This is a genomic window from Bacillus sp. NPDC093026 (assembly GCF_044754665.1).
Taxonomy (GTDB): domain Bacteria; phylum Bacillota; class Bacilli; order Bacillales; family Bacillaceae; genus Bacillus; species Bacillus maqinnsis.
Genome location: NZ_JBIVPN010000003.1, coordinates 216,317 through 238,037, shown reverse-complemented (window position 1 = coordinate 238,037; position 21,721 = coordinate 216,317). Strand labels below are relative to the sequence as shown.

The following is a 21,721-nucleotide window of genomic DNA, read 5'->3' as shown; positions in this document are numbered from 1 at the left end:
TTTTTATTCACAGAAAATATGTTTCCCGATGCGTTTAATTTGCGGTCTCCCCCATATCCATGGACTTGTTGCTGTATCAGGATTGAAGTAATAGATGGCACTTTCAGATGGATCCCAGCCATTGATTGCATCAAAGACTGCCTTTTTTGCTGTTTCATTTGGCGTCATATAAAATTGTCCATCTGCTACCGATGTAAATGCTAGTGGTTCAAAAATGACACCGGCAATGGTATTTGGAAATGTCGGGTTTTTCAGACGGTTTAAAATGACTGCAGCAATCGCAACCTGTCCTTCATACGGTTCACCTCTCGCTTCACTGTAGACAGCTTGTGACAAGAGCTGAATATCATTACTAGAAAATCCACCTGGCATATTGGCAGCCGTTTGCTTCGGAGGTTGTTTTGCTTGTTGATTCCGAGATTGAGCTACGGATTTTCCGCTTCCTCCGTTTTGATTACTTTGCTTCTGTTTTGCACCTTGAGCTGTATTTTTTTGCGAACTTCTTTTAGCATTAGACTTTATTTGCTGATCAAGAGGTTTTCCGCCATAATGTGTAAATTGATTTCCTTTTTGCAGTTGTGTCTGTACAAACTCTTTATAGTATTTTGTCTTTTGAACTAATAGGCTTTTTGTTTTTTCCCCTACTAGTCCATCGACATTCTTGACACCAAACTGGCTTTGAAAATTGCGAACGGCCCAGTATGTTCCCCAGCCATACACCCCATCAATTTTCCCATGATAAAACCCATTGTATTGGAGCCTTGCCTGTAGCTCGACTACATCTTCTCCTGTTGCTCCTCGCTGAATGACTTGATTTGTGAATGCTTCACTTTTTTCAGCAGTCATAAGTGAAGAGACGAGTAGGACAATGGAGAAGAGAAGGACGATTTTTACGAAACGAGCTTTGTCCATATTTGATCCTCCTGTACTTTTGTGTTTGAATATATGTTTCTTCCGATCCCTATTTTTATACATCCATCACAGAAGGGAATTGGTTGGAAAAGACAAAAAACGCCCTTTTTTTATAGGACGTTTTCCAGATTACATGTGGACCATTTTTACAGCACGGGCTTTTTTTGCTTTCCGTAAACCGAACCACCATAAAAAGATCATAAACGGCAGCATAATATATCCCCAGTTGGTCATTCCAAGAAGAATAAAATCATACGATCCATGAAAAAGCACAGGAAGCGTCAAGGAAAGTAGCAGCCATTTACGTTGCTCTTTTTTAGCAGAGAAACGGGCCTTTCCTATATAAAATCCCATGACAACACCGAATAAAGCATGACTTGACACCGGCAGTAATGCACGTGTGAAAGCATATTCTACACCATGACCAACAAGGTAAAGAATATTTTCAAGTGTGGCAAAACCAAGTGAGACACTTGTACCATATACAATCCCATCATAATGCTCATCAAACTGAGCATGCGCATAAACACTGACCATTAAAATAAACCATTTTAATGATTCCTCTAAAAAACCCGATGTGACAAATGAGATTATGATTGGATTTGTGGCGATCTTTTCTTCTTGAAGTACATATTGAATAAACATGGTTGGAAATACAAGAATGGCACCTAACATAAAAGATTTGATGACCATATGCACCGGCTCATTGTCGTACTGATCTTTCAAATAAAAATAACTTAATAGTGCGATGCCGGGAGCTAAACCTGCTGAGATGATTGCGATCATAATCAAGCCTCTTTCCCTACATTATCCTCTATTATCGTACCATGATTCACCGTTTTTTTATATGACTCAAGCCCATTTTATCAAAATTCTTCTATATAATTCCATTTTATACTAAAAAACTGAACCCTCTATTAAAGGATTCAGTTCATTTTTAGTTGTTACGTCTTTTGTTAATTTCTTCAGCGATAAGCCCACCATGAAATCTCCCATTTTCAATAAAGATTTCATTGGCATTATTTCCAGCAGCAATGACACCAGCAATGAAGATGCCTTCTACGTTTGTTTCCATCGTGTGTTCATTATATATCGGACGGCCTGTTTCTTGATCAATGTTCACACCCATTTTTTCTAAGAAAGAATGATCAGGATGATAGCCAGTCATGGCGAAGACAAAATCGCTTTTCACACGGGTATCTTGACCTTGTTGATTCGTAAAGACCACCTCTTGTTCCGTGATTTCTTTTACCTCAGCACCGAACTCCATTCGGATGGTTCCATTTCGAACAAGGGCTTCAAACTCAGGTAAAATCCAAGGTTTGATACTTGATGAATACGCTGTTCCTCTATATAAAACGGTCACCCTGCTCCCTGATTTCACCAGTTCAAGTGCTGCATCAACGCTTGAATTTTTCCCTCCGATGACAGTCACATCCTTATCAAAGTACGGGTGTCCTTCTTTAAAGTAATGATACACGTGAGGAAGATTTTCTCCTTTGACATTCATATAGTTCGGATGATCATAATACCCAGTGGCGATGACCACGTAGTCGCACTGATACTCATCTTTGGATGTAGTAACGGTGAAACGTCCGTCTGTTTTTGTCACGGCATTTACTTTTTCAAAAGCATGCACACGCAGATTTTTTCGTTTGACAACCTCTCGATAATAGGAAAGCGCCTGAATGCGGACTGGCTTTCGGTTTTCAGTAATAAAAGCGACATCTCCAATCTCAAGCTTTTCACTTGTGCTGAAAAAGGTTTGGTGAGTTGGGTAATGATAAATACTGTTTACTACATTTCCTTTTTCGATCACAAGTGCATCGATACCGATTTGCTTGAATGCGATGGCAGCTGCTAAACCACATGGGCCGCCTCCGATGATGATGGCTTCTTCTTGTTTCATTTGTTCCACTCCTGTCGTTTCACTGCAATAACAATTGATTGGGCTATTCGCATTTCATAAAAAAATCTCCTATTTAAGGATAGGAGATTTTTGAGCGCGATGCAAATAAGCCGCTTAAATCCAGCCTCTGAAACGAGAAGCTTCGGCCATTTTACGTACACCAACCATATATGCTGCAAGACGCATATCGATTCGGCGGTTTTGCGCCATTTCATAAATATTATTAAATGATTTCACCATCATTTCTTCTAAACGAGTCTCCACTTCTTCTTCTGTCCAGTAGAACCCTTGGTTATTCTGAACCCATTCAAAGTAAGAAACAGTCACGCCGCCTGCACTCGCAAGTACGTCTGGAACAAGCAGTACACCGCGGTCTGAAAGAATCTTGGTTCCTTCCAGCGTGGTCGGACCATTTGCCGCTTCTACGACAATCTTGGCTTTAATATTAGCCGCATTCTCTTCTGTGATTTGGTTTTCAATTGCTGCAGGCACTAAGATATCGCAATCTAGCTCAAGCAGTTCTTGGTTTGTAATGGTATCATTAAATAATTTAGTAACCGTTCCAAAGCTGTCACGTCGGTCAAGCAAGTAGTCAATATCAAGACCATCTTCATCATACAATCCGCCGTAAGCATCTGAAATCCCTACAATTTTTGCTCCAGCATCATACATGAATTTAGCCAAATAACTTCCTGCATTTCCGAATCCCTGTACGACAACACGAGCCCCATTGATGTCAATTCCTTTTTTCTTCGCCGCTTCTTTGATACAGATCGTCACACCTTTTGCTGTTGCAGTGTCACGTCCATGTGACCCTCCAAGAACAATTGGTTTTCCTGTAATAAATCCTGGTGAGTTAAACTCGTCAATTCTAGAATATTCATCCATCATCCAAGCCATAATTTGAGAGTTTGTAAAAACATCTGGCGCTGGAACATCTTTTGTTGGTCCAACGATTTGACTAATCGCGCGTACATAGCCACGACTAAGCTTTTCAAGCTCTCGGAATGACATTTCCCTTGGATCACAGATAATACCGCCTTTTCCTCCGCCATAAGGAAGATCCACAATACCACATTTTAAACTCATCCAAATTGAAAGCGCTTTTACTTCATTTTCAGTCACGTTCGGGTGGAATCTAATTCCGCCTTTCGTTGGTCCGACAGCATCATTATGCTGTGCACGATAACCGGTGAAAATCTTCACTGATCCATCATCCATACGTACTGGAATTTTGACAGTTAATAGACGAATTGGCTCCTTAAGCAATTCATACACTTCTTGCGGATATCCCAATTTGTCAAGCGCTTTATGTATGACGGTTTGAGTTGATTTTAAAACATCTAGCTTATCTTCTGCTTTATGAGCGGCGTTTTGATCGGCTGCCATTAAAATAAACCCCCTAGAAATCTTTCATGATCTTCTGCTCCCTTTCAAGCAATAGTATACACCTTCGTAATAGTAAAGCAAAGGTAAAAAGCGTTTTTTATCAAAATAAAATATCAGCGTTTATAAATATAAAAAGGTTATAAAAAAATACTGTTGTTTCATCACAACAGCATTAAATATTATAGAAAAAAGTGGTTAAAAATACAGTTGAATCGTTTTCACCGCATCTTCTTGTATGATGATTTTCCCATATTCTTTTAACCGATGAATGGTTAACGTTGTAGGAGAACCAAACTCCGCTAAAATTGAAATGACGGTATCAGCAGAAAGGTCTTCAAAATCATCTAGACTGAGAAAATATTGACCTTCATAATGGTAAACTGTACCCCCTAAAAGTCCAATACGACTTAAACTATGGGACAGTTGAATCACATCTTCAAACGAGGCAAATTGATAAAGCACATGCTTGCTCTCGTCCAGTTTGACTTGCATTTCAATGTAATCTTCATCAAACTCATCATCAGCATCTTCCTGCTGACTCTTTGTGACAATGACGACCATCCCCTGCGCCTGAAGAGAAAATACCTCAACAGCAATCGGTCCATTTGCTTCAAAACCGAGCTCCTGATTCGCTTCGTTCATCATATCTTTAAATAACTGATGAACTTTGAACGAATCTTTCCAAAGGTCTTCTTTCGTAAGACCTCGGTCTGTCAGATCATCTAGTGTAAGAAAAATTTTGATTTTATTATAATTCAGACGCTCAAGTCGCATAACGTTCCCTCCTGCCTCTTCTAACACACATCATACTGTAGTATATGAGATGATGAGTCATAGGTTCTTAATTTTGTATTCAGTTTACACTGTGTCAAGACGGAAGACAAGCCTGAAGCCATGCCTTATGGTGACTTTTATAGAAAATATGGAAGATCCGCTATTCAGCCCTTTTTAACGGGCATTAAATAAATAAGATGTGTTTCTGGTTTTGCCCCTAGACGCATTGGAACTTTCGTTGTTCCGTAGCCATTACTAATGAGAAAGAAAGCACCTTTGATTTGTCCCGTTCTTCCTTTTTCATAGGGTCCAAATTTTCCGATTCGGATTTGTCCGCCATGGGTATGACCACTTAACACTAAGTCGATTCCTTCCTCTTCACTCATAAGACCATGAACATCTGGGTTGTGTGATAAAAGAATATTCACTTCATCTTTCACAAACTCAGAACGAATCGCCTCATAGTCTGCTTTTTCAAGCCGTATGTCATCAATACCACCGATTTTAATCGGCTGGCCTTCGAAATTCCATACAGAAGTTTCATTTTGCAATGTCGTCACATCATAGAAATGCAAAATATCTTTTAATTTTTGCTGATTCAGCTCATGGTCATTATTTCCCCAAACAAAATAGATCGGCGCAATTCTTGCCAGTCGTTTTATATTTTCTTCGATTCTTGCATAAGGTACACCTTTTTCCGCTAGGTCTCCACCAATCATAATCACATCAGGCTTTTCTTGTCTCACTTCTTCTAATAATGATTCGCTAATCAGCCGGCGATGTGTATCAGAAATAAAAAAAATGACAGCTGGTCTGTCTGATTGAAGAGCTTCTATTGTAAAGTAATGCTTTTTGATATTATTTTGCTTTGCTGTTTTCACCATTTTTGCCGTTACATACACACCTGTTGTAACAGCCGCAATGGCGGCAGTGAATCCAATGGCATATTTCATGATTAACGGCTCCCTTACATCATCTTTCTTTCATGAGACGCTTGAAAGAAAAAAGACGTTTCAACTGTAAAACGCCTTTTTCTTTTATTTACTTTCATAATACAAATTGATGTCATACTGTTGTTGCATGAAGCGAAAAACCGCTTCACGCTCTTTCCACTGGTTTGATTGTGGCCATAAATCTGTGCTTTTTTGTATAATTTCACATCTGAGCTTATGATATTCATCCTCAGCCTTTTCTTCTTTTTTCTTATAATAATAAGATGCATAAAAAGCAAACACTTCGGCCATGATCCAAAATAGAAAAAGTTCATGACCAAGAAGTGTTGCAATCATGGCTTCGGGTTGCAGCGAGCCTCCCGTATTGGATGATATGACGAAATAAATAAGAAGAATGGCTAGAGACAGAAGGGCTGTCCATTGCCACCTTTTGCATTGTTTAGCATAGGCCTCATATTTGTATTTTCTTTTCACCAATGTTTCAATCATTTTCTGTGTCGGCTGATCCATGTAGCGGCTGATTGCGTGTAATGTCATCACATACACCCTGTCCTTTTTTTCTACATATGTATGTGCTTTTCAGTTGATTCATGTCATGTAATTAGTTTTCTAATGGGATATTCAGTACTTGTCCACTGTACACACTGTTTCCATTTAAATGATTATATGTCCTGATTTTCTCTTCACCAGAACGATTTTGGTAATATTTCATGGAAATGCGATAAAGGGTTTCCTCTGGTCCAACTGTATGCTGCACGACACGGATTGGTTTGTTTTCCTGCTTCTTTTTCTCTTCTGCTTCTCTTTGCTTTTCCTTTTCTTGCTGTTTTTGCGCTGCTATTTGCTGCTGTTCACGTTTTTTAGCTGCTGCTTCTTGTTCACGCTTCTCATTGGCCGCTTTTTCTTTTTTCTTTTGTTCCGTTTTTGCTTTCATGCGCTCTTTTTCTTTTACTTTTTTTTCATCTTGTTTTTTCTGTCCATCTTTTGCATCAGTTTTGCCAGCACTAGTGTCATTATTGGTTTCGACAAGTGCTGATTTGACTGGATCTGTGTCAGCACTTGACGTTTTATCAATTTTATATACATCTTGATTATTATGTTTGATTTCTTCTGATGTGTAGTAAAATAAAAGGAAGAAAACACCAATGACGATAATAGGAAAAATAATAGCCAATGTCGTAAACAGTGGATGACGTACTTTTTTTGTTCGCTGCTTTTTATATTCATGAAAATCTTCTCGTGTAGGAAAGTGAGAGTCATCTGAAGGATTCACTTCTTCTTCAAGTTTTTCCTCTACATTATCATGGATTTTTGTCAGTCGCTCCTTTTTTCTCTTCAATCTCGACATTTCTTCCATGTTCATCCCTCCCCCTGTATTTAAAACGAATTTGACATGCAAAGACTAAGTCAATAACAAAATGGGTCATGACAGGAACAAATAAATTTGCAGTCCACTCGTATAAAAATCCTAAAAATATACTAATTGAAACAACAAGGATAAACAACAGTATTTTTGACAAATAGCGAAAGTGAAGGAGTGCAAACACAATGCTCGCAATTTCCAGTCCAAATTGTTGTTGAACAATTCCGCGAAATAATATTTCCTCCGAAAAAGCAATAAGCAGCGTTAACCAAACAATATGCGGTATGCTACGGTTTTTGAACATTTTTTCGTTTAAACCGCCATCATCATACATATGCGGAGGAAACACCTTCATGACAATTGCATCAAGAACGATGACAATTAAAGCGCCGCCAATTCCATATGTGACTATTTTTATATCATTTAGCTGCCATAGTGCGGTAAAGTCAGTGAAATGCTCAAACATAAAAATACCTAATAAGAAAGAAACGACCAGCATTAATAACTGTGTAAAATAAAGCTGTTCAACTGCCTGTCGATCGGTTAATTTTTGTATGATTTGGCGATGTTGTTCAATCAATGCTGCGCCTCTTTTGTCGGATGAAACATACGATCGAGCACCGTTTTCCAATGTTTCATTTCATTCAGCTCCAATTGTTCATCTTTCTTTTCGTAATCAGAGAGATCAAGGCCGCAAGACGAGCAACAGTTTTGTAAGGAGCTGCTGTCGGTCTGATCTTGCTGTTCATAGAAGTATGATAGCAAAGATTGTCTAAAGCAGCCACGATCAATGATTCGTTCTTTAAATTGCCACACTTTTCTTCGCTTCTCTGTTTGTCTGTCTTGTAGCTTCTGTTTCACACGTTTCACAAGTAAATGAGGCAGATCGTCTTGATGCATCATATAATAATGCGTAAGCATCCTTGCACGTGTCTCCTGAAGCCCTGCTTTCATTAATTGTTCACGCCATTTTCTTTCGTCTATAGTAGGCGATTGTCTTAATTGATCTAAGAAAAAATCAATTTCTGAATCGTCAAAACCTTCTGATTGAATCAAATGGCTCTGAATATCTGCATCCTCTTCTGTATATAAAAGAATGCTGACACTTTCCTGTCCATCCCGTCCCGCTCTTCCAATCTCCTGCATAAAGGCTTCAATTGATTGCGGTGGGCTCATATGAATGACAAAGCGGATATCCGCTTTGTCAATTCCCATTCCAAAAGCACTTGTACAGCAAATGAGATCAATTTGTCCATTGATAAATTGCTGTTGAATCAACATACGATCGCCTGCATCCATCCCGCCGTGATAAAACTCTACCTTCTCGTGAGTCTGATTTTTGACTAACGAGGCTAAATCTTCAGTCATTTGGCGAGTTGGGCAATAAATGAGTCCTGGGCCTTGAAGGGTATCAACAAGCTCAATCGCTCGTTTCTCTTTTGCTTCTTTTGTTTCATACGCTTCTTTTATCAGTGCAATATTGGGTCGATTTACGGAATGAATATGAAAGTCTGGGTGCTGTAAACGCAGGGTTTGCACTGTATCCATGAGTGTTTGTTTTGTCGCTGTTGCCGTTAGCGCTAGTGCCACCGGATGACCTAACGCCTCTCTCCATTCTCCCAATTTGGAGTATTCTGGACGAAAATCATGCCCCCATTCGGATATACAGTGGGCTTCATCTACTACAAAAAGACCAATATGCATAGATTTAAGTTGTTCTAACAACTTCTCTGACATGAGTGCCTCTGGTGCTACAAATAAAAATTTATAAGAAGCGAGGTGCCGAATAATATGCTGTCTCTCATGAAAGGACAGTGTACTGTTTAGAGCTGCAACCCGTTTTTCTCCCCGCATCTTCATTCGTTCCACTTGATCTTCCATAAGCGATAAAAGGGGCGAGATGATGAGAACTAGCCCGTCTGTCATATAGCCTGGGATTTGATAGCAAAGCGACTTACCACCACCAGTTGGCAGCATAGCCACTGTGTCTTTTTGGTCGAGTACACTTTGAATAATGTCTTTTTGTCCAGTTTTAAACGTATGATAACCAAAATATCGAACCAGTGTCTGATGAAGCTTATCCATTTGCTTTCACCATCCTTGTCAGCGCCAACCGTATTTGAAAATAAGAATATTTATGCTCAAGTTTTTCTTTAATGAGCTTCATTTTGTTCGTTTGAAGTCTATCCGCCACATCATGGATCGCTTGTTGTTCATCTAGTTTGACATAGGGTTCTATGGAGAAGTTTGGCTCATGAATGGACAGTTCCACAATATGGTCCTCAATCGTAGCCTTTTTCAATGAACGAATTTGAGCAATTTGATCAATGCTGAACCCTTTTTGTACAAGTTCAAGGGTTTTATGTGTAGAATTCGTTAAAACACGCTTATTCTCAAGATCACTCAACATCCGTTTCATGATCGCTGCCTCACCTTTTTGTGCAGATTGAATAAAATAGTGGAGCACATTCCAAAAAAGAACGTATACGTACCACACATCTTCGTTCATCCATTCGGCTATTTGCTGATACGTCCGTCCGATTCTTTCATTTGATGTCAGAGAATACACAAAAATCAGTGCTTCTTGATCACTCAAACGCATGAGAAGTCTTTCCAGTTCATGATGCAGATCTTGCGAAAGCTTTTTCTTATGATATTGTTTTAAGAATGTTTTGGTCCAGCTTTGAACCGATACATCTCTTTGAATCGGCACATATTGATAAGAGCCTGCTGCATGGTGTGAGAGCACCTGTACAAGTAAAGACAGTCTCATCCATAGCGTTTTCGCCTTGTCTTGATAATGAGCACCGTGAAAATAAGCAGGCATAGGTTTATTTAAAAACTGCTGGCTTAACATCATTTTCCCTGCATCTGTTACGCTGTACGTATCTCCTGTTTTGCATATGAAGTGTTCATCTTCGAGTTTACGAACTGAGTGCTCAAGCTGATCACGTGTAAAATGAGGATACCAGCCAAAATAGTTGGAAAGCTGAAACAAACTTGCATCCTGTATCGTTTGTGATGATTTTTTTCCTTTAAAAAGGTGGTAGACAGCACTAATGGAGCGTTCACCGTTCAATTTATGTACGCTGTCCATCAACATGACATCCAAGTAATGAATCGTCATTCATCAAAGCACCTGTCTTCCTGACAAAAATCGAATATTTTCTCCCTTTATTTTAACAGATTTCAAAGAAGAAGAAATGTTTAAACTCCATTTATCGGGGAAAGTTATGAACAAACCCTTATGTGATAAGCATTCTCAATCACTTTACAGTTGAAATGTGAATTTAAAATCATTACAATAAGGTTTGAGGAAATTGGTTTTTTATCGTTGAAACTTAAAAAGGTTAAACCATTTGTTCCATCGAACAATCTGGGAGGTATTTTTTTAACATGGCAAAATATACAATTGTAGACAAAGACACATGTATTGCTTGCGGCGCATGCGGTGCAGCTGCTCCAGACATTTATGATTATGATGATGAAGGCATTGCATTTGTTACGCTTGATGACAACCAAGGGACTGTAGAAGTTCCAGAAGTACTTGAAGAAGATATGCTTGATGCATTTGAAGGATGCCCGACTGACTCCATCAAAGTTGCGGACGAATCTTTTGATGGTGACCCGCTTAAGCATGAATAGTATAAAAGCCCCTTTCACAGGGGCTTTTTTTATTTTAACTATTTTGCAGTCGACGTTTATTCTCAAACCATGGACGCATTTTTACAAAAATAAAGCTAAAGACAATGGTAATGATAATCCCTTTTATAAAGTTAAAAGGTAAAATTCCTGCTGTAATGGTCGTCTTCAGCGCATGATCTGAAAGTTCAGGCGCATTTAAAAACCAAGTATAAGCTGGAAGGAACAAGAAGTAATTTAAAATGCTCATCATCACTGTCATCAGCACTGTTCCCATGATCATAGACCATGCCATCCCTCTTGCTGATTTGATTTTTTTGAACATGAAGGCCACTGGTAGAATGAATAGTGTACCTGCAATAAAGTTTGCTACTTGCCCAACAGGAACACCAGACATGCTACCCTGAATGAGATAATGGAGTACATTTTTTAATGCCTCAACTGCAATACCCGCTCCCGGTCCATAAATTAAAATAGCAATAATCGCTGGAATATCGCTAAAATCAATTTTTAAATACGCCGGTAGTCCAGGAAAAGGAAAATCCAATAAAATCAAAACAAACGAAATGCTGCTGAGCATACTTGTAACCACTAAACGTTTTACTCTACTTTGATTCAAAGTTCTCTCTCCTTTTCGATCAAATCTTTCGAAAAGAGGATTGTTCAATTTTCAGCCACAAAAAAACCGCTCTCGATAACGAAAGGAGCGGGAAATTTAGGCTAGACAAATAAACGTGTAAACAACCAAGTTTGCAACGTTTATGAACCTCCATCTTCTCCCATCCAGACTATACTGTCGGCTTCGGAATCACACCGAATCCTGCCAAAAAGGCTCGCGGGCTTAGAGACTATGCTCATCACCGCCGGTAGGGAATTGCACCCTGCCCCGAAGATTGATCATTATTCAATTCGACATCATTATATATGATATATGAACATTTGTACAGATAAAAATCCTGAGCAATCTAGTTTTGAAATTAGGTAAAAAACGAAAAAAATAGAATGACAATGGAATAAAAATTGTCTATCTTTTGTTTAAAGGTGTTCATTTCGTATGTGTCTTTCTAAAAATGTTCGTGTTTTCTTTTTTGCTTTACTGCTTTAATTTGATTGACACAGTGAAAAGGAATATGGTAAATTATCAGATATTTATGACGTTTATTTAGGAGGAAATCTTACGATGTTTCGAGTATTAGTCTCAGATAAAATGAGCAATGATGGTCTTTTGCCTTTGCTAGAATCAGATTTTATCGAAATTGTTCAGAAAAATGTAACAGAAGCTGAAGACGAATTGCACACTTTTGATGCTTTACTTGTCAGAAGCGCAACAAAAGTAACGAAAGATCTTTATGAAAAAATGACTTCATTAAAAATTGTTGGTCGTGCTGGAGTTGGAGTAGACAATATTGATATTGATGAAGCCACAAAACATGGCGTGATTGTCATTAACGCACCAAATGGAAACACCATATCAACAGCAGAACACACTTTTGCTATGATCTCTTCACTCATGCGTCATATTCCGCAAGCGAATATTTCTGTCAAATCAAAAGAATGGAACAGAAGCGCTTTTGTGGGTGCTGAGCTTTATGGGAAATCACTTGGAATTGTTGGACTAGGCAGAATCGGAAGCGAAATCGCTCAGCGTGCGAGAGCATTTGGAATGACTGTGAACGTTTTTGACCCGTTCCTCACAAAAGAACGTGCAGAAAAAATGGGTGTCAATGCCAAATCATTTGATGAAGTGCTCAAAGTATCAGACATTATTACGGTACATACACCATTAACAAAGGAAACAAGAGGCCTTCTAAATAAAGAAACAATTGCAAAAACGAAAAAAGGGGTCCGGCTCATCAACTGCGCCCGTGGTGGCATTATTCACGAAGGCGATCTTCTTGAAGCACTTGAAAGCGGTCATGTTGCAGGAGCTGCACTAGATGTATTTGAGGTAGAACCTCCTACTGATAATCCGCTTGTGGATCATCCAAATGTGATTGCAACACCACATCTTGGTGCATCTACAAAAGAAGCGCAATTAAATGTAGCTGCACAAGTATCAGAAGAAGTACTTCAATTTGCAAAAGGTCTCCCTGTCATGTCATCTATCAATCTACCAGCGATGACCAAAGACGAATTTAAAAAAATCCAGCCTTATCATCAATTTGCAGGAAAGCTTGGACGTCTTGTTTCTCAATCTATGAGAGAACCTGTAAAGGAAGTAGACATTTCTTACGAAGGCTCAATTGCAAAACTCGAAACATCTTTTATTACAAAAAGTCTATTGTCCGGCTTTTTAAAAGAGCGTGTAGACTCTACTGTGAATGAAGTAAATGCAGGTATGGTAGCCAAGGAGCGCGGTATTAGCTTCAGTGAGAAGATATCTTCTAGCGAATCTGGTTATGAGAATAGCATTTCAATTAAAGTCAAAGGTGATTTTTCAACCTTCACTTTAAAAGCCACATACATTCCACATCTAGGAGAGCGTGTCGTCTCCATTAACGGCTTTAATATTGACTTTTATCCTGACGGTCATCTCGTATACATTCAGCACACAGATGCACCTGGTGTCATTGGTCAAGTAGGTCAGATCTTAGGGGATCATGATGTCAACATCGCAACAATGCAGGTGGGACGTAAAGAAAAAGGTGGCGAAGCCATCATGATGCTTTCTTTCGATAAGCACCTCGAAAATGAAATTGTACAAAAACTAACGGAAGTACGAGATATACTCTCAGTCCGTCTGATTGACCTATAAAATCTTAAACCTCATGCCAATGCATGAGGTTTATTTAAATGAAATCGTTAAACGGTCGCCGGTTCGAATCAAGTGAGTTGTCAATTGATTCACTTTTTTCAATTGATCAACTGTCATCTGGTGTGCTTTTGCAATTGACCAAAGGGTATCCCCTTTTTTGATCACGTATGTGTTCTTTTCTTGTCCATTCACATGAAGTGCTGGCTCTTTAAAACGTTCAGCAGAGATGAGCGTTAGCGGATTTATTGCATGTTCTTTACCTGGCGACCATTTGCCTCGATGCACTTCAAAATGCAAATGAGTGCCTCTAGAGGCTCCTGTGTTGCCAATGATTCCGATCGGTTGTCCTGCATGTACACGATCGCCAGTAAAGACAAATCGTTGATTTAAATGAGCATAGACCGTTTCATATCCATTTGAGTGCTGAATAAACACCACTTCTCCATATGTAGCAGATACATACGAACGAGTGACGACACCTTCGTTAGCTGCAAAAATAGATTCTCCTTCTGGTGCGGCAATGTCTAATCCTTTATGTGAGCCGCCTCTTGTCCCAAACAAATCAGTGACTTCCCCTTTTACTGGTTCCACCCATTCGTTTCTCTCTGCATGTGCAGACGGCAAAAAGGTAAAAAGCAATAAACAACTGACCCATATGAAGTAATACCTTTTCATCAGTGACTCCCCTTTTTTAAGGTTCTTTTCATGACAGCTTAGTATATAGCCAGAATATCCATTTCTATACATCAAAAAGGACGCATGTATTTTGCGTCCTTTAACGATCTTTTATTACGATTGGGTTTGGCAAAGCTGGAACATCAATTGGTTCCTTTAATTCATATGGCCCTACTTGATCCGTACCTGCATTTCGAATGGTCACCTCTGTATAACCAAAATCTTTCGCTGTGAGCAACAGACCTTCAATGAGTAAAATATGATCTATTGAGTCCGTTAAATGTGCTGATGCTCCGAATGTGATAGTGACATGTTTTCCATTTGATGTAACGCTCTTAACAGGTATTTGCTCTAGCAACGGATAAAGTCCTGCGTCATTTGCTCTTTTCATCGCCTCTACTGCCTCATCATAGGTATCATAATGAGCCTTTGATGGAACTAAAAATGTGCCGCTCTGATTCTTTAGTAAGTAGTAAGCATGCTTTGACTGTTTATCAATTGAAATGGTTCCATGTGCCCCTACTTGAAGATGAGATCCCTTTACTGACTTGACCTGTACATTCTCATATTTGCTCCATTTTAGCGTTTCCTTTACCATTTCTTTCAATCGATTGGCTTCTTTTAACGTATCAATGGACAAATCGTTCTTTAGCTGAAAGACTAATGTATCCCCTTTTTCGCTAACATCCACCATATCTATATAGGATTGAAGCGGCTTTGTCATTTCAGGCAATTGTACTTGTTCATATGTTCTAAGCAATGCCCGGACGGTATCATCCTCTCCTTTTTTCTCGATACTAATAGGAACAACCCGAGATGTCGATTCATCTATGTAAGCAATCGTCATGTATTGTTGTTGTTCAGCCGCAGAAACAACAAACGATGGTTCTTTTGTTTTCTTTTTGGACTGTAACGTTAGATACACCTGTCCTTTGTCAGCACTTGAATCCATTTTCGCTTTTTTCAGATCATGAGCAGATGGCTGAAATAAATGGGGGGAAATAAGAAAGGCCATAAATAAGACGACGACCATTGCAACTGCTGGACCGATCCATTTGACACTCTTCTTCTTCACACCCGCCATCAGCACCTGCTGGTAGATCTGCTTAGATGAACGGTTGTCCTCCACCTTTGGAAGCTGACTTAGCAACACCTTGATTCGTTCTTCGTTCCAATCGGACCTGTTCCTTTTCATTCGCTAGCTCCTCCTTCAAAAGCTCCATATGTTTTCGGAGCACTTTCAGGCCTCGGTGCTGGGTTGTTTTGACTTTGCTTTCCGAGAACTTTAACGCCTTTGCTGTCTCTATGATTGAGTAGCCTTGGATAAACCTTAAAATGATAACGGCTCTTTGATCAATTGTGCAATGATCAAGTGCAGCGTATATTTCTTTTAAATTTTCATCTTGTACGGCCAATTCTTCAGGGAGTAAGTCTGGATCTTTTACGTCTTGCTTCTCCCAATCAAACGTGCCGAGCACCCTTTGTCTAATGGTTTGCTGTTTGCGAAAATAGTCAATGGCCACATGCCTTGCAACCGAAAACAACCATGTTTTCTCGCTGCTTCTTCCTTCAAAAGTTTTATATGAGTGAAGTACCCGAATGTAAACCTCCTGAACGAGATCCTCTGCCTGATTTTTATCTTTTACCATATAAAATAAAAACTGGTACAAGTCTTGATGGTACGAATCATATATTTTTTGAAAGGTTTCATGCATAGGAAACCCCTCCGTTCACTTATTTTTGTCGAGTAACTCTCACAAAACGTTACATTACAACTTTATGACAAATATATGACAAGATCGGCATTTTTGAAAGGATTTTTTGTTTAAGTTCTCCTTAAAAATTTGAGGATATAAAAAAACACTTCTTTTTCTTTCGAAAAAAAGTGTTTCTCATGTAACAAGATTCTTCGTCAAGATTAGACGAGTTCCTGTTTTTTTCTCGGAATATAGAATGTAAAGTGTGTACCTGTTCCCGCTTTGCTATGCACATGAATCGACCCTTGGTGGGCTTCTACAATGTTCTTTACAATTGCAAGGCCAAGGCCTGTACCAGAACGTCCTCTTGTTCTTGCTTTATCAGCTTTATAGAATCTTTCGAAGATAAATGGCAAATCCTCTTCCGGAATGCCGCTCCCGGAATCTTTCACATCCATCTTCAAGCCATTTTTTACCGATTGAGCCGAGAAGTGAACCTCTCCGCCATCAGGAGTATGTCTAATGGCATTATCTATGAGGTTGGTAAACACTTGCTCAATTTTATCTGGATCGAATACAAAATGCGGTTCATCCACTTGTATATCATACGTTAGGTTGATTTGTTTTTCCTTCGCAATTCCTAGAAACTTGCGGTAGATTTTCTCAATCAGCTCTTCCGTATTTGTTGATTCAAGGTTTAACGTGATATGACCTGCTTCCATTCTCGCTAGATCAAGAAGATCATTTACAAGTCGCCCCATTCGAAGTGATTCGTCATAGATAATTTGTGCAATTTCTTTCTTTTCTTCTTCTGATCCAGCAATGTCATCTATAATGGCCTCACTATATCCTTGAAGCATTGCAATTGGTGTACGGAGTTCATGACTGACATTGGCAATGAAATCTTTTCTCAACTTATCGAGTCTTCGTTCCTCCGTCATATCGCGAAGAACAGCAACAGCACCTCGGACATCTTGCTGATTATAAAGTGGGGTCATTAAAAGAACCCAAGTGCGTCCTTGTAATGTGACTTCTATCATTTGCTCTTTTTCTGTATTGACTGCAGTATGAAAGAGTTCACGTGCTTCTGGCGGAAGTTCATCACCATCTTTGATATTCATGTTTTGTTCATAATACCAAGCCTGAAGGAATCTTTCCGCAGGCGGATTTGTCATGAGAATGGTTCCGTCAATATTAATCGTGATGACACCGTCGGCCATACTGCTAAGAATATTGGACAAGTGCTCTTTTTCTTGGTTTAGTGCAGTAATGTGAAATTTAAGCTGTTTCCCCATTTGGTTAAAAGCAATGGCAAGTTCTCCAATTTCATCTTGCGTTAAAATTGGTATTTTCGTATCAAATTTCCCTTTCGCCAAATCCTGTGCTCCCTCTCTCATCTTTCGAAGCGGATAGGTTACACGTGTAGAGAGGAAGAAAGCAAATATTGTGGTTAGTACAATGGCAATCCCAGCAGCTAAAAAAATATAGCGCGTTGTATGCTTTGTTGTCTGCTCTACAGCAAGTAACGATTGAGATAAGAAGACCATCCCTTTCTTTCCGTTCGCTTCATAAGGAACACCCACCACAATTCGTTCATCTTTCTGATTCTCAGCATTCGGTTCATCACGTTTGCTAATCTTTTTTCGATCTTTTAATGCTTTGTACAGGTCTTTGTCCGCTTCAATTTGTTCTTTTGTAATAGCAGGAAGCTTTCCGCCTTTTTGAGAAGAGTACCATTCTAGACCATCCTCTTGAAAGATCGCAATACTCGTCAATTTGTCTGCAAGCTCTGACGTGATAGACCTTGCGAGCGATTGATCTTCATGGCTTTCTAAAATGACCGCTACTTTGTTTGCCATTTGTGTTAAATCAGACTTCGCTTCTTCTACATGATAATTCTCAATAAATTCCAAAAGAAGCACTGTTAAAATAGATAAAACAATCAGGACGAGGAAAAGAATGGTTAACCATAGTTTTCCTACGACACTTTTCCACAGTTTCATTCAGCGCCGACCTCAAATTTATAACCGACACCCCATACAGTAACGATTTTTTTAGCCGCCTCTGGTGACACTTTATTGAGTTTTTCTCGAAGTCTTTTCACATGAGTATCAACAGTTCTAAGATCTCCGAAAAATTCATATTGCCACACTTCTTTTAATAACTTCTCTCGGTCGTATACTTTATCTGGTGTTTTAGCCAGGAAGTATAAAAGCTCATATTCCTTCGGCGTCAGACTTACTTCTTTTCCATCAGCCGTCACTCTATGTGCATCATGGTCGATGGATAGATGTGAGAACACAAGGACATCCTTCGTTGTTGTTCCTGTGTTCAGATAAGATGTTTGAGACGATCTTCTCAGTAATGCCTTTACACGTAATACAACTTCACGAGGGCTAAAAGGTTTCACAATGTAATCATCTGTTCCTGCCTCAAACCCTTGCACACGGTTCGCTTCCTCACCTTTTGCGGTCAACATAATAATTGGAGTGGCTTTTTTATCTCGAATTTGCTTACACACTTCAATTCCATCTGTTCCAGGCATCATTAAATCGAGCAGTATGAGGTCATAATCGGTTTGAAGGCCTTTTTGAATAGCCTCATCCCCATTTTCCGCTTCATCAATTTCATAGTTTTCACGTTCTAAATACATTTTTAAAAGGCGGCGAATTCTTGCCTCATCATCTACGACTAATATTTTCGTTTGAGTTGAGTGTTCCATTAACAATCCTCCTGCTTTCTCCGTTGTTACCTAACATTTTAACAAAAAGCCGAATTGAATCATAAAAGTTGGCCTTTATTCTGTGATTTACGCGTAAGAATGAAGTCCTGCAATGACAAGATTCACAAAGATGAGATTAAACATAATAATGGCAAAGCCGATCACTGCAAGCCACGCTGATTTTTCTCCATGCCATCCTCTTGATAAACGAAGATGGAGATAAGCAGCATAAAAAAGAAATGTAATCAATGCCCATACTTCCTTCGGATCCCAACCCCAAAATCTTGTCCAGGCAATTTGCGCCCAAATCATAGCAAAAATAAGTCCGCCTAGTGCAAATACCGGGAAACCAATGGAGACTGCCCGATACCCAATTTCATCTACTAAATCGAGATTGACTTGCTTGACAAGCGGTTGAAGAAGAGCACTTAGCCGTTTTCGAATGATCAATCTGAATAGCCCGTAAATGATCAGTCCAACGCCAAATGACCATAAAACTGTATTTACCTTTCTGCCAGAAAAAACAGGCGGTAAATCAACAAAAGGCTCCATTCGATCTCTGGTAATCAGCTCCCCTTTGTTGGGTCCAACAAGTGCAGGCATTTCATATACCATAACACTTTTTTCTTTATTTTTATCTACCCAATTAAACTTCGCTTCATACCCTGTCATTCTAAAAATTGAAGTGACAGCAATAAATGCAAGTGTGACGACAATCATAAACATGACAAACTCTAAGCCGAAAGTTTTTTTACCTGGTTTTGTTTGATCGACTTGTTTTAAAAGGAAGATGACACCTGCGACAAAACTAATCGCTAAAATCGCTTGACCAAGTGCTGCTGTTGTCACGTGAATATACAGCCAATTACTTTGTAGTGAAGGAATCAGCGGTGATATATCTGATGGAAACATACTTGCATAGGCAATGATTAATAGTACAATCGGTAAAGTAAATAAGCCAAGTACAGACACTTGATAAACAAAATATAACATAATAAATGCAAGCACAAACATCATCCCAAAGGCCGTTGTGAACTCAAATAGATTACTGACTGGTGCATGACCAGAAGCAATCCATCTTGCAATGAAATAACCGAATTGACTTAGAAAGCCGATAATAGTCAACACAATGCCGATGAGTGCCGACTTATTTTTGCGCGGTCCATCTTCTTTCTTTTTTCCTCTAATGGCACCACCAAAAAAAGGAACTGCCGCTAAATAAAATAGAAAAGCTGCAAATAACAGATTTTCACTGACTGCCGCCATCTCATCCTTCCCCCTTGCTTTTGCTGATACTCGTTGTATCAGGCAGTTCTTTTTGATCAACTGGCTGTTTGATGCCACTGCCACTTAATAACACGTTTAGATCTGACTTTAAGCCGAACCAGTTTTTGTTTGTATGTCCTGCGACTAATACTTTTCCATCCTTTGCTGACAGCCAGATCCTTCTATGCTGCCAATACATCCCCTGCACAACACCAATCATAAAGATGATGCCGCCAATAATCAGTATCCAGAGTGTCAAATCTTTTCTAACGGTTAATCCTGTCACATCTTTTGTTTCGACACGATCAAATTTCATCTTATATAAATTGTTATCAGAACCTTCAACCGTCTCTTGAATTGCCACAAAGCTCTTTTCCCCTTTTGGTTTTTCAGGGGAAATCATTTCAAACACGAAAGCAGGATTATTCGGATTCCTCGTTTTCGTACTCGGTGTCCCGTCTTCATCAAAATAAAAATCCGGTAAATAACTGACAACCTTGACCTTGTAACCGCTACCAAGATCATATTCTGACTTAGGCTCAAGCAGATTGATCTTCACTGTTCCGAATGATTTCTCTGTATCTTTACGAATTAACTGAAACACCATTTGATCAAGTTCATTTTGTTTAAAATCCACTTGATACAATGAGAAATTGTCAAACTTAAGCGGTTCATTCACTTTAATATCGTGTTCTGTCACCTCTTTGAGCTTCGGCTTTTCACCGTAAACGACTTCTCCTTCGCGCTTGTATAAAATGGCATCGGTTTTATAGCTTTTGACGACTTGTCCGTCTCCTGCCTTTTCAATGGCATTTTCAAACACTTTTTTTTCATTTCCTGATTCATAACGATCTATTGAGAATTGATTATTTTTCAGAAAGTATTGACCATCTGTGCCTGGAATCGGTGCTGTTTCACCTTCTCTTACCCATAGTGTTTCATCCACATACATACCTGGAACGAAACGAAGCATGGATCCGATCAGAAAAATAATTAATCCTATGTGATTAACGTAAGGACCCCAACGAGAAAAACGTCCTTTTTCAGCTAATATATGCCCATCTTCTTCTAGTACTCGGTAACGCTTTAGTTTCATTGCTTTTACGATGCCTTTATATGTATGCTCGTCTAATGTTTGATCTGTTTCACTGAAAAGACGCTGCCTTCTCATAAATCCTTCTGTTTTAATGACACCTTGATTTTTGAGCGCTCGATAAAGCGGAATCACTCGATCAAGGCTGCAAATCACAAGAGAAATACCAATTGATGCCACAAGTGCCAAAAACCACCAAGAACTATATAGATCATGAAATCCAAGTATGTAATAAAGTTTGCCAAACGATCCGTATTGCTCTTCATAGTAAGTTGAAGCTGATGCACCTGGTGGGATAAATTGTTCCTGCGGAAAGATTGTTCCAAGCGAGGAAGCTAAAAGCGTAATGACGATCAACCAAACGCCAACTTTAACAGAAGAAAAAAAGTTCCATACCTTATCAACAATCGTTTTGTTATACGTTTGCGAGCGTCTTGCACTGCCGTCATATCTCATATCTAGCAGCTTTGAAGAGTTTTTCTCTTTTGCTGCAATTGGGTTCCCGCATGATTCACATAGAATAGTACCGACTGGATTAATATGTCCACACTCGCACTTTACCTCTTTCATT

General features: G+C 39.2%; 21 protein-coding genes and 1 riboswitch. Of the genes, 2 read left to right on the top strand and 19 right to left on the bottom strand.

Annotation, left to right across the window (positions count from 1 at the left end):
• Positions 1-3: 3 nt before the first annotated feature.
• The 11 genes from sleB to ACIQCE_RS10230 form a co-directional block, all read right to left on the bottom strand.
• A complete protein-coding gene (sleB, locus tag ACIQCE_RS10280) occupies positions 4-846 on the bottom strand; it encodes a spore cortex-lytic enzyme (protein ID WP_400494992.1) in 843 nt (280 codons plus the stop codon).
• Between the two features lie 195 nt (positions 847-1,041).
• On the bottom strand, positions 1,042-1,698 hold the full coding sequence (gene prsW, locus ACIQCE_RS10275) for a glutamic-type intramembrane protease PrsW (protein WP_400494799.1): 657 nt from the start codon (positions 1,696-1,698) through the stop codon (positions 1,042-1,044).
• Positions 1,699-1,849: 151 nt separating this feature from the next.
• A complete protein-coding gene (locus ACIQCE_RS10270; RefSeq protein WP_400494797.1) occupies positions 1,850-2,821 on the bottom strand; it encodes a YpdA family putative bacillithiol disulfide reductase in 972 nt (323 codons plus the stop codon).
• Between the two features lie 114 nt (positions 2,822-2,935).
• Complete coding sequence (locus ACIQCE_RS10265; RefSeq protein WP_353855392.1) at positions 2,936-4,210, bottom strand: Glu/Leu/Phe/Val family dehydrogenase; 1,275 nt, start codon at positions 4,208-4,210, stop codon at positions 2,936-2,938.
• A 195-nt stretch (positions 4,211-4,405) separates the two neighbouring features.
• Positions 4,406-4,984: a genetic competence negative regulator gene (locus ACIQCE_RS10260; protein WP_353855391.1), complete on the bottom strand. Its 579-nt coding sequence runs from the start codon at positions 4,982-4,984 to the stop codon at positions 4,406-4,408.
• A 164-nt stretch (positions 4,985-5,148) separates the two neighbouring features.
• Positions 5,149-5,937, bottom strand: coding sequence for a metallophosphoesterase (locus ACIQCE_RS10255; protein ID WP_400494794.1), 789 nt, complete (start codon positions 5,935-5,937; stop codon positions 5,149-5,151).
• A gap of 84 nt (positions 5,938-6,021) precedes the next feature.
• A complete protein-coding gene (locus tag ACIQCE_RS10250) occupies positions 6,022-6,474 on the bottom strand; it encodes a DUF2663 family protein (protein ID WP_400494792.1) in 453 nt (150 codons plus the stop codon).
• Between the two features lie 64 nt (positions 6,475-6,538).
• Entirely contained in the window at positions 6,539-7,294 is a 756-nt protein-coding gene (locus tag ACIQCE_RS10245) for a LysM peptidoglycan-binding domain-containing protein (protein WP_400494789.1), read from the bottom strand.
• A complete protein-coding gene (locus ACIQCE_RS10240) occupies positions 7,239-7,880 on the bottom strand; it encodes a CPBP family intramembrane glutamic endopeptidase (RefSeq protein WP_400494787.1) in 642 nt (213 codons plus the stop codon). Before ACIQCE_RS10240 ends, ACIQCE_RS10245 begins: the two co-directional genes overlap by 56 nt.
• Positions 7,877-9,385, bottom strand: coding sequence for a RecQ family ATP-dependent DNA helicase (locus tag ACIQCE_RS10235; protein ID WP_400494785.1), 1,509 nt, complete (start codon positions 9,383-9,385; stop codon positions 7,877-7,879). Before ACIQCE_RS10235 ends, ACIQCE_RS10240 begins: the two co-directional genes overlap by 4 nt.
• Positions 9,378-10,427 carry a YpbB family protein gene (locus ACIQCE_RS10230; RefSeq protein WP_400494783.1) on the bottom strand — a complete coding sequence of 350 codons (1,050 nt, stop codon included), beginning with the start codon at positions 10,425-10,427 and terminating at the stop codon, positions 9,378-9,380. Before ACIQCE_RS10230 ends, ACIQCE_RS10235 begins: the two co-directional genes overlap by 8 nt.
• A 269-nt stretch (positions 10,428-10,696) precedes the next feature.
• Here ACIQCE_RS10230 and ACIQCE_RS10225 point away from each other — a divergent pair, with 269 nt between their 5' ends.
• On the top strand, positions 10,697-10,945 hold the full coding sequence (locus ACIQCE_RS10225) for a ferredoxin (protein ID WP_008361239.1): 249 nt from the start codon (positions 10,697-10,699) through the stop codon (positions 10,943-10,945).
• Between the two features lie 34 nt (positions 10,946-10,979).
• On the opposite strand, the gene fmnP is transcribed toward ACIQCE_RS10225, so the two are convergent.
• Positions 10,980-11,561 (bottom strand): riboflavin transporter FmnP, encoded by a 582-nt coding sequence (gene fmnP / locus ACIQCE_RS10220; protein WP_400494780.1) that lies wholly within the window; start codon positions 11,559-11,561, stop codon positions 10,980-10,982.
• Positions 11,562-11,709: 148 nt separating this feature from the next.
• A riboswitch (FMN riboswitch) is annotated at positions 11,710-11,840 on the bottom strand.
• 282 nt (positions 11,841-12,122) lie between these two features.
• Between fmnP and serA the strand changes: the two genes are divergently transcribed.
• The gene (gene serA, locus ACIQCE_RS10215) at positions 12,123-13,697 is read left to right on the top strand and encodes a phosphoglycerate dehydrogenase (RefSeq protein ID WP_400494777.1); all 1,575 of its coding nucleotides are present in this window, start codon (positions 12,123-12,125) and stop codon (positions 13,695-13,697) included.
• A gap of 30 nt (positions 13,698-13,727) precedes the next feature.
• Here serA and ACIQCE_RS10210 read toward each other — a convergent pair whose 3' ends face one another.
• The 7 genes from ACIQCE_RS10210 to resB all read right to left on the bottom strand — a co-directional run bounded on the left by ACIQCE_RS10210 (position 13,728) and on the right by resB (position 21,720).
• Positions 13,728-14,372, bottom strand: a complete 645-nt coding sequence (locus tag ACIQCE_RS10210) for a peptidoglycan DD-metalloendopeptidase family protein (protein ID WP_400494775.1) — start codon at positions 14,370-14,372, stop codon at positions 13,728-13,730.
• 100 nt (positions 14,373-14,472) lie between these two features.
• Positions 14,473-15,567: a sigma X negative regulator gene (locus tag ACIQCE_RS10205; protein WP_400494773.1), complete on the bottom strand. Its 1,095-nt coding sequence runs from the start codon at positions 15,565-15,567 to the stop codon at positions 14,473-14,475.
• The gene (sigX, locus tag ACIQCE_RS10200; RefSeq protein WP_400494771.1) at positions 15,479-16,087 is read right to left on the bottom strand and encodes an RNA polymerase sigma factor SigX; all 609 of its coding nucleotides are present in this window, start codon (positions 16,085-16,087) and stop codon (positions 15,479-15,481) included. The genes ACIQCE_RS10205 and sigX overlap by 89 nt, the downstream gene beginning before the upstream one ends.
• A gap of 203 nt (positions 16,088-16,290) precedes the next feature.
• Positions 16,291-18,072 carry an ATP-binding protein gene (locus tag ACIQCE_RS10195; RefSeq protein WP_400494769.1) on the bottom strand — a complete coding sequence of 594 codons (1,782 nt, stop codon included), beginning with the start codon at positions 18,070-18,072 and terminating at the stop codon, positions 16,291-16,293.
• Positions 18,069-18,791, bottom strand: coding sequence for a response regulator transcription factor (locus ACIQCE_RS10190; protein WP_353855379.1), 723 nt, complete (start codon positions 18,789-18,791; stop codon positions 18,069-18,071). The genes ACIQCE_RS10195 and ACIQCE_RS10190 overlap by 4 nt, the downstream gene beginning before the upstream one ends.
• Positions 18,792-18,878: 87 nt before the next feature.
• Positions 18,879-20,057, bottom strand: coding sequence for a c-type cytochrome biogenesis protein CcsB (gene ccsB, locus ACIQCE_RS10185; protein ID WP_400494766.1), 1,179 nt, complete (start codon positions 20,055-20,057; stop codon positions 18,879-18,881).
• Between the two features lies 1 nt (position 20,058).
• Entirely contained in the window at positions 20,059-21,720 is a 1,662-nt protein-coding gene (gene resB / locus ACIQCE_RS10180) for a cytochrome c biogenesis protein ResB (RefSeq protein ID WP_400494764.1), read from the bottom strand.
• Position 21,721: the final 1 nt, after the last annotated feature.